The organism is Phenylobacterium sp. Root700 (assembly GCF_001429025.1).
Classification (GTDB): domain Bacteria; phylum Pseudomonadota; class Alphaproteobacteria; order Caulobacterales; family Caulobacteraceae; genus Phenylobacterium.
Genome location: NZ_LMHT01000009.1, coordinates 161,622 through 177,661, shown reverse-complemented (window position 1 = coordinate 177,661; position 16,040 = coordinate 161,622). Strand labels below are relative to the sequence as shown.

15 protein-coding genes are annotated in these 16,040 nt (G+C 69.7%); 10 read left to right on the top strand and 5 right to left on the bottom strand.

The window, feature by feature from the left end:
• The first annotated feature begins 215 nt into the window (after positions 1–215).
• Together ASE02_RS04825 and ASE02_RS04820 are read left to right on the top strand one after the other, a co-directional pair.
• On the top strand, positions 216–2,903 hold the full coding sequence (locus ASE02_RS04825; protein WP_056731684.1) for a PAS domain S-box protein: 2,688 nt from the start codon (positions 216–218) through the stop codon (positions 2,901–2,903).
• A gap of 144 nt (positions 2,904–3,047) precedes the next feature.
• Positions 3,048–4,727: an MFS transporter gene (locus tag ASE02_RS04820; protein ID WP_056731682.1), complete on the top strand. Its 1,680-nt coding sequence runs from the start codon at positions 3,048–3,050 to the stop codon at positions 4,725–4,727.
• Here ASE02_RS04820 and ASE02_RS04815 read toward each other — a convergent pair.
• The 3 genes from ASE02_RS04815 to ASE02_RS04805 form a co-directional block, all read right to left on the bottom strand.
• Entirely contained in the window at positions 4,657–5,772 is a 1,116-nt protein-coding gene (locus ASE02_RS04815) for a phosphotransferase (protein WP_082601876.1), read from the bottom strand. The genes ASE02_RS04820 and ASE02_RS04815 overlap by 71 nt on opposite strands.
• A 66-nt stretch (positions 5,773–5,838) precedes the next feature.
• Positions 5,839–6,534 (bottom strand): molybdate ABC transporter permease subunit, encoded by a 696-nt coding sequence (gene modB, locus ASE02_RS04810; protein WP_056731680.1) that lies wholly within the window; start codon positions 6,532–6,534, stop codon positions 5,839–5,841.
• Positions 6,531–7,427 (bottom strand): NAD(P)-dependent oxidoreductase, encoded by an 897-nt coding sequence (locus ASE02_RS04805; protein ID WP_056731679.1) that lies wholly within the window; start codon positions 7,425–7,427, stop codon positions 6,531–6,533. The genes modB and ASE02_RS04805 overlap by 4 nt, the downstream gene beginning before the upstream one ends.
• Positions 7,428–7,626: 199 nt before the next feature.
• Between ASE02_RS04805 and ASE02_RS04800 the strand changes: the two genes are divergently transcribed.
• Together ASE02_RS04800 and ASE02_RS04795 are read left to right on the top strand one after the other, a co-directional pair.
• On the top strand, positions 7,627–8,112 hold the full coding sequence (locus tag ASE02_RS04800) for a (2Fe-2S)-binding protein (RefSeq protein ID WP_056731677.1): 486 nt from the start codon (positions 7,627–7,629) through the stop codon (positions 8,110–8,112).
• A gap of 5 nt (positions 8,113–8,117) precedes the next feature.
• Complete coding sequence (locus ASE02_RS04795; RefSeq protein WP_056731674.1) at positions 8,118–10,301, top strand: xanthine dehydrogenase family protein molybdopterin-binding subunit; 2,184 nt, start codon at positions 8,118–8,120, stop codon at positions 10,299–10,301.
• Here ASE02_RS04795 and ASE02_RS04790 read toward each other — a convergent pair.
• Complete coding sequence (locus ASE02_RS04790) at positions 10,298–10,906, bottom strand: NTP transferase domain-containing protein (protein ID WP_056731672.1); 609 nt, start codon at positions 10,904–10,906, stop codon at positions 10,298–10,300. The genes ASE02_RS04795 and ASE02_RS04790 overlap by 4 nt on opposite strands.
• 29 nt (positions 10,907–10,935) lie before the next feature.
• Here ASE02_RS04790 and moaA point away from each other — a divergent pair, with 29 nt between their 5' ends.
• From moaA to glp, 6 genes are read left to right on the top strand one after another with little or no spacing between them, the layout of a single operon-like run.
• Positions 10,936–11,976 carry a GTP 3',8-cyclase MoaA gene (gene moaA / locus ASE02_RS04785; protein WP_056731671.1) on the top strand — a complete coding sequence of 347 codons (1,041 nt, stop codon included), beginning with the start codon at positions 10,936–10,938 and terminating at the stop codon, positions 11,974–11,976.
• A 4-nt stretch (positions 11,977–11,980) separates the two neighbouring features.
• Positions 11,981–12,220, top strand: coding sequence for a MoaD/ThiS family protein (locus tag ASE02_RS04780; RefSeq protein WP_056731669.1), 240 nt, complete (start codon positions 11,981–11,983; stop codon positions 12,218–12,220).
• Positions 12,217–12,669, top strand: coding sequence for a molybdenum cofactor biosynthesis protein MoaE (locus ASE02_RS04775; RefSeq protein WP_056731667.1), 453 nt, complete (start codon positions 12,217–12,219; stop codon positions 12,667–12,669). The genes ASE02_RS04780 and ASE02_RS04775 overlap by 4 nt, the downstream gene beginning before the upstream one ends.
• The gene (gene moaB, locus ASE02_RS04770) at positions 12,666–13,214 is read left to right on the top strand and encodes a molybdenum cofactor biosynthesis protein B (protein WP_056731665.1); all 549 of its coding nucleotides are present in this window, start codon (positions 12,666–12,668) and stop codon (positions 13,212–13,214) included. The genes ASE02_RS04775 and moaB overlap by 4 nt, the downstream gene beginning before the upstream one ends.
• On the top strand, positions 13,211–13,681 hold the full coding sequence (moaC, locus tag ASE02_RS04765; RefSeq protein WP_056731662.1) for a cyclic pyranopterin monophosphate synthase MoaC: 471 nt from the start codon (positions 13,211–13,213) through the stop codon (positions 13,679–13,681). Before moaB ends, moaC begins: the two co-directional genes overlap by 4 nt.
• Before the next feature lie 5 nt (positions 13,682–13,686).
• Positions 13,687–14,877, top strand: coding sequence for a gephyrin-like molybdotransferase Glp (gene glp / locus ASE02_RS04760; RefSeq protein WP_162257136.1), 1,191 nt, complete (start codon positions 13,687–13,689; stop codon positions 14,875–14,877).
• Between the two features lie 166 nt (positions 14,878–15,043).
• Here the strand turns inward: glp and ASE02_RS04755 are convergent, their stop codons facing one another.
• Positions 15,044–16,027 (bottom strand): XdhC family protein, encoded by a 984-nt coding sequence (locus ASE02_RS04755; protein ID WP_056731660.1) that lies wholly within the window; start codon positions 16,025–16,027, stop codon positions 15,044–15,046.
• Positions 16,028–16,040: the final 13 nt, after the last annotated feature.

The window sequence follows — 16,040 nt, the reverse complement described above, 5'->3', positions numbered from 1 at the left end:
GCGACACGCCGCGAACCTGGAGACCGTCAACACCTACGAAGGCGCCCACGACGTCCACGCCCTGATCCTCGGACGCGCCATCACCGGACAGAACGCGTTCTAGGTCTGCGCGCGGAAGTATAGCGACCACAACCAACGCGACAGAAAAATCGCGACCAAAAGGTTACGTTTACCGACCGCCGTTATGCTTCCCGCGAATACAGGGGACGGGGGCGATGGCTGCGACGCAAACGCCGCAGGGCGCGACGACGACCATTGAGTGGCTGTTCAGGAACAGCCGCGAGATCATGTTCGTGGTTGGTGCGGACAACTGCCTCAAGCTGGTCAACCCCGCTTTCGAGCAGGAAACCGGCTGGAGCGCGGCCGAGGTCGTCGGCCGGCGCGCCCGCGACTTCCTGCATCCCGAGGAGGACGCCGATCTCAACGTCCATCTGAAGCGGCTGAAAGCGGCGGGGTTCAGCGACAACACCTCACGCATGCGGATCAAGGACGGCAGCTGGCGCTGGTACGAGGGCCGGGCGCAACTGACCGAAGAGGGTCAGATCATCTGCGTGGTGCGAGACGTCACCTACGAGCGCGAACGCGACGCCAAGCTGCTCGAGGCCGAACGCACCGGCCAGATGCTCAGCCAGGCCGCCGGGATCGGCGCCTGGTCCTATGAGCCCGAAAACGATGAAGTCGTCTGGTCCTCGGACATGCTGGCCCTCACCGGCTACGGCGCCGGCGAAATCTCCAACATGGCGCAGATCGCCGCCATTCTGCACCCCGACGACGACGTTCGGGTGCGCGCGGCCGTGATGGCCGGCATCACCAGGGGCGAGCCGCAATCGCTCGAGCACCGGCTGAAGAACAAGTCGGGGCGGTGGTCCCACTGGCGTCTGACCTTCCAGGCCGAGCTGCGCCCATGCGGCGAATACGCCCTGCGCGGGGTGCATCAGAACATCACCGAACTGGTGCAGGCCCGCGACGCCGCCGTGCGCGGCGAGCAGCAGGTGCTGCAGCTCATCGAGAGCTCGCCGTTCGCGGTGGCGATGTTCGACAAGCGGCTACGCTGCACGGTGGTGAGCGGCAGCTGGCGCCAGGCTTTCACGCGCGCCGAGGTCGACCCCATCGGCCGCCCCCTGGCCGAGGTGTTCCCCACCGCGCCCAAACGCCTGCTGGGCGCGCAAGCCCGCGCCCTGGACGGCGAGGTGGTGACCTCTAAGGAGGACCGCTTCACCGACAGCCACGGCCGCAAGCGCTGGGTGCGCTGGGAAGCCCGGCCCTGGCGCGACGCCGAGGGTAAGATCCAGGGCGTCATCTACTATGTCGACGACATCTCGGCCCTCGCCGACGCCCGCCGCGAGGCCCAGGAGAACGCCCGGCGGCTGAAGATGGCGCTGAACGCGGCCGACGCCGGGGTCTATGAGATCGACCACGCCAACCAGACCTTCTGGGCAAGCCCGGAGTTCAAGAAGCTCGTCGGCCGCGCCGGAGCCACCTATGACGACGCGCTGAAACTCAACTATCCGCGCTTCCACGCCGACGACCTCGAACAGGTCCGCGAGGCCTTCACCCAGATCCGGGCCGGCCATCGGGCGGCGGGCGACGCCTTCGAGGCCCGCGCCGTCACCGACTCCGGCGAGGAACGCTGGATCCGCGTCTTCCACCACCTGACCACCGACCGCCAGGGCCGCTGGCTGCGGGGCATCGGCCTCATCCAGGATTTCGACCAACGCAAGCGCCAGGAGCTGGCGCTGATCGAGGCTCAGCACGCCGCGCAATCGGCGGGCGAGGCCAAGGCCGCCTTCCTGGCCAATATGAGCCACGAGATCCGCACGCCGATGAACGGGGTGATGGGCGTCCTGCACCTGCTGAAGACCGAGACCCTCTCCGAGGAGGGCCGGGGCATGCTGGAGGAGGCGCTGTCCTGCGGCCATATGCTGGCCGAGCTGCTGAACGACGTCATCGACTTCTCGAAGATCGAGGCCGGCCGGCTGGAGATGTCCGAGGAGCCGGTCGACCCCAAGATGCTGATCGAGGGCGTCGCGCGCCTGCTACGGCCCCAGGCCGAGGCCAAGGACCTGAAACTGGTCGTCGAGGCCGACGTCGATATCGGCTGGGTGATGTCCGATCCTGTGCGCCTGCGCCAGGCGCTGTTCAACCTGGTCGGCAACGCCGTGAAATTCACGCTGAAGGGCCAGGTGACCATCCGCGCCCGTCGCCGCCAAGGCGCCTCAGGCCAGACGTTGCGCCTGGAGATCGCCGACACCGGGGTAGGGATTCCCGAGGCCGTGCAGCCGCGCATCTTCCAGCGCTTCGACCAGGGCGACGCCTCGACGACACGCAAGTTCGGCGGGTCGGGCCTGGGGCTGTCGATCACCCAGCGGCTGGCCGAGATGATGGGCGGCGGTGTGGGCTTCGCCTCCACCGAGGGCGTGGGCTCGGTCTTCTGGCTGGAGGTGACCGCCCCGGCCGCCGAGGCCGCGCTCGCCGTACCGGAAACCACCGACGACTGGCTGAACGGCCTGCGGGTGCTGGTGGTCGAGGACAACGCCACCAACCGGATGATCGCCACCAAGCTGCTGGAGAACCTGGGGGCCGTGGTCGACACCGCGCCCGACGGTCTGCTGGGGGTCGAGGCGGCGGCGCGGGGCAGTTTCGACCTGATCCTGATGGACGTGCAGATGCCGGGCATCGACGGGCTGGAAGCCTCGCGGCGCATCCGCGCCATGGGCGGAGCGATCGCCGCGACGCCCATCGTGGCGCTCACCGCCAACGTCCTGTCCCACCAGCGCCAATCCTATCTGGAAGCCGGCATGGACGGGGTGGTCGGCAAGCCGATTTCGCCCGCCGCCCTGCTCGCCGAGATCGCCCGCCTGGCCGAACCGGCGGTCGAAAGCGGCGCCGAGGCGGTGGCCTAAGATCCTCCCCCGCTGGGGGAGGTGGCACGCGCAGCGCGACGGGGGGCAAGCGGCCGGGGAGCTTCCCCAGAGCGGGCGCATCTGGCGACCTTTCACATCGGCGGCATGCGCGTTAGCTTCCTCCAAGTTTCGGGGGAAACAAACATGGCGGACATCGCCGCAGACACGCCGGATACGGCGGGGAAGAAGCCCGCATCGCTACGCACCGTCGTGGCGGCGTCGGCGGCGGGGACCACCTTCGAGTGGTACGACTTCTTCGTCTTCGGCAGCCTGATCCAGGTCATCTCCAAGACCTTCTTCTCCGGCCTGCCGGAAACCGCCGGCTATATCGCGGCCCTGGCCCTATTCGGCGCAGGCTTCGCCTTCCGTCCCTTGGGCGCGCTGGTCTTCGGCGCCATCGGCGACAAGGCGGGCCGCAAGGGCGCGTTCCTGATCACCGTGATCCTGATGGGCGGAGCGACCTTCGCCATCGGCCTGTTGCCGACCTACGCCCAGGCCGGGTTGATCGCGCCGGCCCTGTTGGTGCTGATGCGCATTCTCCAGGGCTTCGCGCTGGGCGGCGAATACGGCGGCGCGGCGATCTATGTCGCTGAGCACGCCCCGCCGAACGCCCGGGGACGCTCCACCAGCTGGGTGCAGACCTCGGCCGCCTTCGGCCTGTTCGGGGCGCTGCTGGTGATCCTGGTCTCGCGGCTGGTGGTCGGACGCCTCTACGGTCCCGAGGCCTTCGACGCCTGGGGCTGGCGCATCCCGTTCCTGTTCTCGTCGTGCCTGCTGGCGGTCTCCATCTGGATGCGGCTGAAACTCACCGAGAGCCCGGCCTTCGCCAAGATGAAGGCCGAGGGCGCGGCGTCGACCGCGCCGCTCAAGGAGGCGTTCGGCCAGTGGAAGAACCTGAAGGTCGTGCTGCTGGCGCTCTGCGCGATCATGGCCGCCCAGGGGGCCGTCTGGTACACGGCGTTCTTCTACACCCAGACCTTTCTGGAGAAATTCCTGAAGGTCGAACCGGCGGTCATCAACCTGCTGATGATGGCGGCGACCGGGGTGAGCGCGATCTTCTACGTCGTCTTCGGCTGGCTGTCGGACAAGGTCGGCCGCAAGAAGGTGATGCTGTTCGGCATGACCCTGATGCTGGCGGCCTATTTCCCCGGCTTCCACATGCTGGCCCGGACCGCCAACCCGGCGCTGGCCGAGGCCGAGGCGCGCACGCCGGTGGTGGTGATCGCCGATCCCGCCGGCTGCTCGCTGCAGTTCGATCCGGTGGGCAAGGCCGCGTTCACCTCGTCCTGCGACATCGCCAAGAGCACGCTGGCCAACGCCGGCGTCTCCTATTCGAACCAGGCCGGCCCGGCCGGCGCGCCGGCCCAGGTCAAGATCGGCGAAACCGTGGTCATGTCGGCGTCGGCTATTGGACTACCCAAGGCGGCCGCCAAGACCGCGAAGGCGCAGATCGAGGGACGTATCAAGGCCGGGCTGGCCGCCGCCGGCTATCCCGCCAAGGCCGACCCGGCCCGCATGAACATCCCGGGCGTGTTCGGCGTGCTGTTCGTCTTCGTCATCGCCGCCACCGCGCTGTTCGGGCCGCTCGCCGCGGCCCTGGTCGAGCTGTTCCCGACCCGCATCCGCTACAGCGCGATGTCCCTGCCCTATCACATCGGCACCGGCTGGATCGGCGGCTTTGTGCCCTTCACCGCCTTCGCCATCGTGGCGGCGACCGGCAACATCTATTCGGGCCTCTGGTATCCCTTCGCCTTCACCCTGCTGTCGGTGGTGACCTGCCTGTTCCTGTTGCCCGAGACCAACGGCCGGCCGCTGGATCAGTAGCGGGCGCGCCCTTTTCCTCCCCCGCTACGCAGGGGAGGAAAGGCGGCGCCACCAGCCTGATCGCCTCGGCGAACCTGGCTGAGCGCATGCCGTCCCGCGCGGCGATCAGGCGGCTCATGCCGTAGGTCAGCCGCCCCTCACGGCTCTCCAGCGCGAAGTCGCCGATCCCCAACGCCTGATGGAGATCAGCGAGATCCGGGGCCGCCAGACCGCCCAGGCGTAGCCCCGGCTGCTCCTCCGCCACGCCGTTCAAGAAGATCATGGCGTAGAAGACGTGGTTGACCTGCCGCATCAGGAACAGCCGCGCCCGCTGGTGATCGTCGGGAACCGCGCCGAAATAGGTGCGCAGCAGGATCTCTTCCTCGCCCGGCGCCTGGGCGAAGACATTGGCCAGGGTCGCCAGGTCCACATAGCGGTCAGCCAGGAACGAGGCCTCCCAATCCACGAACCACAGCCGCGCGCCGTCATAGAGGATGTTGCGCGGGTTGAGGTCGTTGTGGCTGGAGACCAGGTCGCCTTCCGCCGTCGGATAGGCGGCGCGAAGTTGGCCATAGAGCCCCAGCACCTCGCCGACCGCCTCCGGCGCCAGCAGCCTGAAGAACTGGAAGCGCCCGATCAGGGCGTCCATGCCGTCCATATAGTCCACCAGGGGCGGGAAGGCTGGGGCGGCGTGCAAGGCGCGAACCGCCTGGGCCGCCTCGACGACGAGGTCGGTCCTCGAGCCCGGATAGTCCAGCGACAGCGAGCGTTCGGGAATGAACTCCATGATCGCCACCCCGTCACCCGCATCGGCGTAGCGCACGCGCGGGGCCAGCAGGGCGGCGGCGGCCAGACGCATGCAGCCATACCACCGCGCCGGATCTCGGAAGGCGTCGCGCGCGCCCTCGATCCTCAGCAGATAGGCCACGCCGCCCACCCGGATCTTGTAGATCAGCGCGCCGGACAGACCGCCGGTCAGCGGTTTGACGGCGTCGAGTTCGGACGTGCCGAAGGCGGCGTTCAGCGCGCGATCGACCGCGGGGCGCTTGGACTCAGGAATAGACATCGGCGGCTCCTTGGGAGCGCCTTATTTACCCGGATAAAATACAGAGTCAATAATACCCGGGCAATATTAACTCGACCCGCGCGAAGCCCGGCCCGCCCAGCGTCCGACCGCGTCGGAGACCAGCACCGCGGCGATGGCGATGGCGGCGGCGACCAGGCAGAGCGCGGCGGCGCGCGCCTCGCCGCCCGGCGACTGGGTCGCGCCATAGATCGCCGCCGGCAGGGTCAGGGTCTCCCCCGGAATGGCGGCGACGAAGGTGATGGTGGCGCCGAACTCGCCCAACGCCTTGGCGAAGCCGAGGATGGCCCCGGCCGCCACGCCCGGCGCGGCGAGCGGCAGGGTGACGCGGAAGAAGCGGATGACCGCCCCGGCGCCCAGCGTGCGGGCGACCTCGTCGACCTCGCGGTCGATGGCCTCGATGGCCAGCCGCATCGGCCGCACCATCAGCGGAAAGGCCATGATCCCGGCGGCGAGCGCCGCCCCGGTCCAGTCGAAAGCGAAGACGATCCCGACCTTTTCCAGCCATTCGCCGATCAGGCCGCGACGCCCAAACAGCAGCAGCAGGACATAGCCCGTCGCCACCGGCGGCAGCACCAGCGGCAGGGTGACGGCGGCGTCCAGCAGCACGCGGGCGGCGAACCGTCCCCGTGCCTGGGCGAAGGCGGTGGCCAGGGCGATGGGCATGCCGCACAGGGTCGCGGCCAGGGCGACCTTCAAGGACAGCAGGACCGCGGCGAAGTCTTCGGGGGTCAGCCCGCTCACGAGGCGCTCGCCGTCGGCAACACCTCGACGGCGACGCCGGCCTCGGTCAGCGCCTGCAGGTCGGCCGGCGAAACCGGCGCCGACACCACCCGCACGACGCGGCGGCCGTTGCGAGCAAGGTCGACGATCACCGCCAGGGTCGCCTCGGACGCTTCCAATCGCTCGGCGTCGCGCCGCGCCATGGCGAGGATAGCTGGGTCGGCGTCCGCATCCGCGACCAGCATGTCGGCCGCCGCCAGCGCCCGGCTGGCGCGGACGGTGAGTAGGTCGGCGGGGCCATGGCCGGTCACGAACTGCACCTTGCCCAGGGTCTGAGCGCCCTTGGCCAAGGCCTCGCGCAGCACACTGGCGGCACCTTCCATATCCCCGGCCATCGCCGCCGTGGCGGCTGGCCCGGACAGCGCCTCGCGCAGGAAGGCCCGGCGCTCATGCATCTGCGGCAACGCCTGGCGGATTTCGTCCTGAAGTTTGCGGAACAGCACCGCCACCCGGCCCGCGCCCTCGGGCACGCGCTGTTCGATGTCGTTGCGCAACATGGTCGCCAGCATCGGCGAGGCGCCGCCGGTGCCGATGGCGGCCACCACCTCGCCACGGTCGATCACCGCCGGCGTGGTGAAGTCGCAGAGCTCTGGCCGGTCGACGACATTGACCGGCACGTGGGCGTCGCGGGCGGCGCGAGCGGCGGCCTGGGCGAAGAGGTCGTCGTCGCTGGCCACGAAGGCCAGGATCGCCCCGGCGTAGGAGCCGGCGACGAAGGCCTGCGGCCCCTCGATACGCACCACGACGGCGGGCGAGCCTTCGAACAAACGCGCCTTGGCCTGCGCCGCCTCGCCAGATCCGGCGATGACGACCCGGGCTCCGGCCAGGGGAAAGAAGGCGGGAAAGGCGTCCACGGAAGTCCTAGATGGACTTGCGGCTGGCGGCAGGCGAGGTCGACATGGTCGTGAAACTCCCCAAGATCATCTGAACCTCCAGCCGCCTTGCGCGGTTTCTAACCTATCCCTGTTTCGCGCACTATGCGGAGCGGCTTTACCGCAAGAGCTGAGCACTGTTAAGATCACGACGTTTTCTCGCTTCGGGAGGGATAGACCCATGGCCATGACCCTGGACGTCAACGGCAAACCCCTGGCGGTGAAGGCGGCCCCCGACACGCCCCTGCTCTGGGTTCTGCGCGACGAACTTCAACTCACCGGGACCAAGTACGGCTGCGGCGTGTCCCAGTGCGGCGCCTGCACGGTGCTGGTCGACGGCCAGCCGACCCGCTCTTGCGTCACGCCGATCGAGGGCCTGGCGGCGGCGAAGATCACCACCATCGAAAGCCTGGGCGGCGCTCATCCGGTGCAGGCCGCCTGGGTCAAGCACGACGTGCCGCAGTGCGGCTACTGCCAGTCGGGCCAGATCATGTCGGCGGTCGCCCTGCTGGCCAAGACGCCCAAGCCGACCGAGGCCGACATCGACGGGGCCATGGACGGCCACATCTGCCGCTGCGGGACCTACCAACGCATTCGCGCGGCCATCAAGGACGCCGCGGGCCTGACGCCCGCCGCCGTCGCCCCTGTCGCACCGGCCAAGGTCTGACGCCCATGAACGCTCCCTTGACCCCCGCGAACATCACCGGCGCCACCCGGCGCGAAGTCGTCGTCAGCGCCACCCTGGTCGGCGGCGCGCTGCTGGTCGGCTGCTCGCCCGGCGACCTGCTCAGCGTCGGCGCCAAGACCGAGTTCGGCGCCTTCGGCCCGTTCATCAAGATCGGCGCGGACGGCGCCGTGACCGTGGTCTCCAAACACATCGAATTTGGCCAGGGCAACCATACGGGCCTCGCCGCCATCGTCGCCGAGGAACTGGACGCCGACTGGACGAAGGTGAAGGTCGAACAGGCCCCCGCCATCGCCAAGGTCTACGCCAACACCGGCATGGGCGTGCAGGGCACTGGCGGGTCTTCGGCCATCTCCAACAGCTGGGACCAGCTGCGCAAGGCCGGGGCCTCGGCCCGGGCGATGTTCGTCGAGGCCGCCGCCAACAAATGGAGCGCCCCGGTCGGCGAGATCTCGGTCAAGGACAGCGTGGTCAGCCACGCCGGTTCGGCCAAGTCCGCGACCTTCGCCGAGCTGCTGCCCGACGCCGCCAAGGTGACGCCGCCGGCCGCCCCGACCTTGAAGGATCCCAAGACCTTCACCCTGATCGGCACCGACAAGGTCCGCCGCAAGGACAGCCAGGCCAAGTCGGACGGAACCGCCCGCTTCACCCAGGACGTCCATCTGCCCGACATGCTGGTGGCGATGGTGGCGCATGCGCCCCGGTTCGGGGCCAAGGTCGCCACGTTCGACGCGGCTGAAGCCAAGAAAGTCCCGGGCGTGGTCGAGGTCTATCAGATCCCCACCGGCGTCGCCGTGGTCGCCGAGAACACCTGGGCGGCCAAGAAGGGCCGCGACGCGCTCAGCGTGACCTGGAACGAGGACGCCGCCGAGAAGCGCTCCTCGGCCACGATCTTGGCCCAGTACAAGGACCTCGCCTCCGGTAAAACGCCCGCCACCGACAAGATGAAGTGGCAGGCCTTCGAGTCCAAAGGCGACATCACCAAGGCCACCGGGGACGCCTTCGAGGCGACCTACGACTTCCCGTTCCTGGCCCACGCCACCATGGAGCCGATGAACTGCGTGGCTCAGGTCAGCATGGGCAAGGCCAAGCTGACCTTCGGATCGCAGATCCCGACGGTCGACCAGCTCAACACCGCCAAGATCGTCGCCATGTTGCCCGGCGCGGTCGAGATCGAGACCCTGTTCGCGGGCGGCTCCTTCGGGCGGCGGGCGAACTTCCAGTCGGACTACGTCGCCGAGTGCGTCGAGATCGCCAAGAAGGTCGGCAAGGACCGGCCGGTGAAGCTGGTCTGGACCCGCGAGGACGACATGACCGCCGGCTACTTCCGGCCCATCGTCCACCACACCGTGCGCGTCACCCTGGACAAGGACGGCTATCCGGCCAGCTGGCGCCACCGGGTCGTCACCCAATCGATCATGAAGGGCTCGCCGATGGGCGAACCCAAGCTGGACGAGACCGCCGTCGAGGGGACCAAGGGCTCGCCCTATCTCAAGGCCACGCCGATCGTCGACGCCCAGCTGATCCAGCCCGACGTCGGCGTGCCGGTGCTGTGGTGGCGCTCGGTGGGCGCGACCCACACCGCCTTCGCCATGGAGCACACCATCGACCAGCTGGCCCGCAAGGCCGGCAAGGACCCGGTCGAATATCGCCGCGCGATCTACACCAAGGCCGGCGCCAATCGGCACCTGGCGGTGCTGAACCTGGCGGCCGAAAAGGCCGGCTGGCCGAAAGCCGCCGCCGACGGCTGGAGCCGCGGCGTGGCGGTGCACGAGAGCTTCGGTTCGGTCGTCGCCCAGATCGCCGAGGTGAAGCTGGTCGACGGAGTTCCGAAGCTCGGCAAGGTGATCACCGCCGTCGATTGCGGCACCGCGATCTCGCCCGACCAGATCGCCGCCCAGATGGAGGGCGGCACCTGCTACGGCCTGTCGGCGGCCCTGTTCGGCCAGGTCACCCTGAAGGACGGCGCGGTGGAGCAGACCAACTTCGACACCTACCGCGTGCTGCGCAACACCGAGGCCCCGACCGTCGAGACCTACATCGTGCCGTCCGGCAATGCGCCGAGCGGGGTGGGCGAACCTGGGACCCCGGTCATCGCGCCGGCCGTCGCCAACGCCATCCTGGCCATGACCGGCCAGGGCACGACGAGCCTGCCGTTCGTCAAGGCCTAGGACGGCAGATCGCTGCGCTCGTCGACATCGAACAGCACGCCGTCGTCCGGCGCCTCGATGAGCGTCAGCCGCTCGCCCAGGTCCTGCAGGATGGCCCGCGCGCCGGAGTCGCCCTGCAGGGTCAGCAGCCCGGGCAAAAGTCCTGGCCCGATCACCACCGGGTGGCCGCGACGCCCTTCGAAGCTGGGGGCGGCGGCCGGCGCGCCCGCATCGACCACCGCCGCCAGCTGTCCCAGCACCGCATGGGGCGTTCGCGGCATGTCGCCCAGGAAGATGAACACGCCGGCGCAATCGGCGGGCAGTTCGGCCGCCGCGCGGCGCAGGGAAGCGCCCATGCCCTCGGCGTGATCGGCGGCGTGCACCACCTGCAGGCGCTTGCCCTGACCGAGCCGCCGCGCGCAGGCCCGTGCAGCGGTCTCGACGGCGTCGGCGTCCGCGCCGGTGACCACCACCACCCGCCGCACGGGCGCGGCGAAGGCCGCGGCGAGAGCGCCGTCCAGCAGCGCGCCGCCCGCCCAGGAGGCAAGCAGCTTCCCGCCGCCAAAGCGGCTGCCCGATCCCGCCGCTAAAACGATGGCTTCGAACTCGCCTGCCCCTGTCGCCAACCTGCGTTCCTCTCTATGTTATCGCCAGCATGACGCCCTATGACGCCCCCTCGCCGCAAGAGGCCGCGCCCCGCGCGGCGCCCCTGATCGACGGTTTCGGCCGGACGGTGAGCTATCTGCGCGTCTCGGTCACCGACCGATGCGACCTGCGCTGCGTTTATTGCATGGCCGAGCACATGACCTTCCTGCCGAAGGCCGAGGTGCTGACGCTCGAGGAACTGGACCGCCTGGCCTCGACTTTCGTGGCGCTCGGCACGCGCAAGCTGCGGATCACCGGCGGCGAGCCCCTGGTCCGCAAGGGCGTGATGGGCCTGATCGAGAACCTGTCGCGGCATCTGCGCTCCGGCGCGCTGGACGAGCTGACCCTGACCACCAACGGCACGCGACTGTCGGAGTTCGCCGGCGATCTCGCCCGCTTCGGCGTGCGGCGGGTCAATGTCTCGATGGACACCCTGAAGCCCGACCTATTCCGCAAGGTGACCCGTGGCGGCGACCTCTCCAAGGTCATCGCCGGGATCGACGCGGCGCTGGCCGCCGGGATCGCGGTGAAAATCAACGCCGTGGCGCTGAAGGCCGACAACGCCGCCGAGCTGCCGGACCTGATCTCCTGGGCCCACGCCCGCGGCTGCGACGCCACCCTGATCGAGGCCATGCCTCTGGGCGAGATCGAGGTCGACCGCACCGACCAGTTCCTGTCGCTCAAGGACGTCCGGGCCGAGCTCGAAAGCTTCTGGACGCTGAGCGACATCGACCACAAGACCGGCGGCCCGGCCCGTTATGTCCGCGTCGCCGAGACCGGCGGACGCCTGGGCTTCATCACCCCGCTCAGCCATAATTTCTGCGAGACCTGCAACCGCGTGCGGCTGACCTGCACCGGCACCCTGCACACCTGCCTCGGCCGCGAGGACGCCAGCGACCTGCGCGCGGTGATCCGCGCCGGCGCCGACGACGCCGAGCTGATCGCGGCGGTCCGGCTGGCGGTCGACGCCAAGCCCGAGGGCCACGACTTCCATATCGTGCGCCACGCCGCCCCCGCCGTCGCCCGGCACATGTCGACCACCGGGGGCTGAGGCCGTGGCCCGGGTTCTCCTGTTTGGTCGCCTGAGCGACATCGCCGGCTGGCGCTCGCGCGACATCGACAGCGCCTCGCTGGGCGCCCTTCGCGACCTGCTGTCGGGCGAGGACGCGGGGCTTGGCGAAGCGCTGGCCGCGCCGGGCGTCCAGATCGCCCTGGACCAGGCCATCGTGCGCGGCGACGCGGTGCTGTCGGCCCGCTCCGAGGTCGCTTTCCTGCCGCCGATGAGCGGCGGATGATCACCCTCACCGACCAGTCCTTCGATCCCGGCGCCCTGCTGACCGCCTTCTGCCAGGGCCGCACGGAGACCGGCGCAGTCGCCACCTTCACGGGCCTGGCCCGCGCCGAGCAAGGCGACACCACCACCCTGGAGCTGGAGGCCTATCCAGGCTTCACCGAGGCCGCCATCGGCAAGATCGCCGAGGAGGCCAAGGCCCGGTTCGAGCTGCACGACTTCCACATCGTCCACCGGGTCGGCAAGATCATGCCCGGCGAGGCCATCGTCTTCGTGGCCACCGCCGCCGCCCATCGCCGAGCCGCCTTCGAGGCCTGCGATTTCCTGATGGACTACTTGAAGAGCCGCGCCCCCTTCTGGAAGAAGGAGAGCGGCCCGACGGGCGAGCGCTGGATCGAACCGCGCGCCCAGGACCACACCGACATCGCCCGCTGGGAGACCTCAAAATCATGAACGCCTTCACCCCTGGCGGCCACGTCAACGAAGCCCTGACGATCAAGCCGGTGCGCATCGCCGTCCTGACCGTCTCCGACACCCGCGACGAGGAGAGCGACACCTCCGGCCACGTGCTGGTCGAGCGCATCACTGGCGCGGGCCACGAATTGGCGGCCAAGGCGATCGTCCTCGACGACGTCGCCCAGATCCGCGAGCAGATCAAAGCCTGGGTCGCCTCCGGCAGCGTCGAGGCGATCATCACCACCGGCGGCACCGGCATCACCGGCCGCGACGTGACGCCTGAAGCGGTCGAGCCGCTGTTCGACAAGAAGATCGACGGCTTCTCGGTGATCTTCCATCTGGTCAGCTACCAATCGGTGGGCCTGTCCACCCTGCAGAGCCGCGCCACGGCTGGGATCATCGGCGGCGTGTTCGTCTTCTGCCTGCCGGGCTCCAACGGCGCGGTGCGCGACGGCTGGGACAAGGTGATCTCGGCCCAGCTCGACAGCCGCCACGGCCCCTGCAACATGGTCGAGCTCATGCCCCGCTTGTTGGAACGGTGAGCAAACTCACCCACATCGACGAGACCGGCCGCGCCAATATGGTCGACGTCTCGGAAAAGGCGGTCACCGCTCGCGAAGCCGTGGCCGAGGGGTTCGTGCGCATAAACGCCGCCACCCTGGCGCTCGCCCTCTCCGGCGACGCCAAGAAGGGCGACGTGCGGGCCACCGCCGAGATCGCCGGCATCATGGCCGCCAAGAAGACTTCCGACCTGATCCCGCTGTGCCACCCGCTGGCCCTGTCGAAGGTCGAGGTTCGGGTCGAACCGGCCGACGGCGGCCTGTCGGTCACCGCTCGGGTCCGCACCACCGGCCAGACCGGGGTGGAGATGGAAGCCCTGACCGCCGTCTCGGTCGCCTGCCTGACGGTCTACGACATGTTGAAAGCCGCCGATAAGGCCATGACCATCGAGAACGTGCGCCTGCTGACCAAGACCGGCGGCAAGTCCGGCGACTGGGTCCGGCCGTGAGCGACGTGAAGCTGCTGGCGGTCGAAGACGCCCGCGCCCGCATGCTGGCGCAGGTCGGCGCCCTGGACGCCGAAACCATCCCGCTGAAGACCGCCATCGGCCGGGTGCTGGCCGAGGATGTCGCCGCGATCCGCGACCAGCCGCCCTTCACCGCCTCGGCCATGGACGGCTGGGCGCTGCGCAGCGCCGATGCGCCAGGCGCCCTGCTGATCGTCGGCGAAAGCGCCGCCGGCCACGGCTATGAGGGCGCGCTTGGCGCCGGCCAGGCGGTGCGCATCTTCACCGGCGCCGCCGTGCCCACCGGCGCCGACACCATCGTCATCCAGGAAGACGCGAGGCGCGAGGGCGACCAGGTCACGGTTCCGGCCTCGCCCGTCGGCGCCAACATCCGCTCCGCCGGCGGCGACTTCCGCGCCGGCCAACCCCTGCTGAGCAAGGGAACCCGGATCGACCCCTGGCGGTTGTCTCTGGCGGCTTCCGCCGGACGCGCCGAGGTTTCGGTCCACGCCCGGCCGCGGGTGGCGATCGTGTCCACCGGCGAGGAAATCGTCGAAGCGCCGGGCGCGCCGGGCCCCTACCAGATCTACGATTCCGGCGCGCCGGCGCTGGTCGCCATGGTCGAGGGCTGGGGCGGCGTGGCGTCCAAGCTCAAGCCGGTGCGCGACGAGCTGGAGGCGGTGATCGAAGCCCTGCGGAGCGCCGAGGCCGATCTGATCGTCACGGTCGGCGGCGCCTCGGTCGGCGACCACGACCTGGTCCGCGCGGCCGCCGAGGCGCTGGGCCTTTCGCTGAAGGTCGGCAGCGTCAATGTCCGCCCCGGCAAGCCGACCTTCTTCGGGGTGCTGGCCGACGGCCGCAAGCTGCTCGGCCTGCCCGGCAATCCGGCCTCGGCCTTCGTTTGCGCCGAGCTGTTCCTGAAGCCCCTGATCGCCCGGTTCCAAGGCGCGGCCGCCGAGTGCAGCCTGACCGGCGCGCGGCTGGCGAAGCCGCTGGCCGCCAACGGCCCGCGCGAACACTGGATGCGCGCCAAGCTGACCTATGAGGGCGGCGCGGTCCTGGTCGAACCCTATCGCGACCAAGATAGCTCGCTCATCACCGTCTTCGCCGCCGCCGACGCCCTGCTGCGCCGTCCCGGCGGATCGCCCGCCCTGGCGGCCGGCGATCTGGTCGAGGTGTTGCCGCTAGCGCGGGGGTAAATTCCAAAAGCTCGGCCCCTTTTCCTCCCCTGCGAAGCGGGGGTGGGGGACCGCCCGAAGGGTGGTGGAGGGGGCAAGCCAGGGGCTCTGAGCCCAGTCACGCCCCCTCCACCGCTTCGCGGTCCCCCTCCCCCACAAATGCCCACAAATGGGGGAGGAAAAGAGCCTAAGCCGTCTCGCGCTTCGGCGTCGCTGCGCGCGGTTCGCTCGAGGTCCGGGCATGGCGCAGGGCGACGATCTCGCCGATCACCGACAGCGCCACCTCCCACGGAGCCTTGCCGCCGATATCGAGGCCGATCGGGGCGTGCAGCTGCTGCAGCCTCGCCTCCGGGAAGCCCGCAGCCCGCAGCGGGGCCAGCCGCTCGGGCAACCGCTTACGCGCGCCCAGCAGGCCGACATAGCCGGCGGCGGACGGCAGGGCGGCGGCCAGCGCCTCCTGGTCGAGATCGAGATTATGGGTGGCGATGGCGATGGCGGTCCAGGCGTCGGTCCCGATGGCCGCCAGCGCCGCCTGCGGCTCGTCGCGGCGATAGGCGACGCCCGGCAGCGGCGGCGGGGCCTGCGGCCCCTTGGGACGCACCAGGGTCGTCTCGAAGCCCGACTGGGCGCCCAGCGAGGCGATGGCCAGGGCGGTGGGATCGGCGCCGAACACCACCAGTCGCGGGGTGGGGTCATAGGCCTGGACGATGGCCCCGTCCCAGGGCTGGGCGCTCGTTGCGCAGAGGCGTTTGACGCCGTCGCTGATCCAGACCACCGAGCGCCGCTCGTCCTGGGCCTTCAGCAGTTCGGCCAGGGCCGGATCATCTGACGCCACCCGCTCCACGAAGATCTCGATGCGGGCGCCGCACAGCAGCTGGATGTCGGGCCAGGGGCTTCCCGCGCCATAGATCAGGCGCCGAGGCGTCCCGTCGGCCAAGCAGGCCAGGGCGTGATCGGCCACGTCGCTCTCGACGCAGCCGCCTGAAAAATAACCGGCGACGATCCCATCGGCGAAAACCATCTGGGTCCCCGGCGGGCGCGGTCCGCCCCCCTCGACCGAGGTCAGGGTCGCCAGCGCCAACGGGGTTTTCCCTTGCTGCGCTTGGCGTAGCGCCGGTCGGACATCATCGGCCATACCAAACAGCGGCCATTCGGGGAGAGCTTCGCGCATGTCCTGGTTTTAA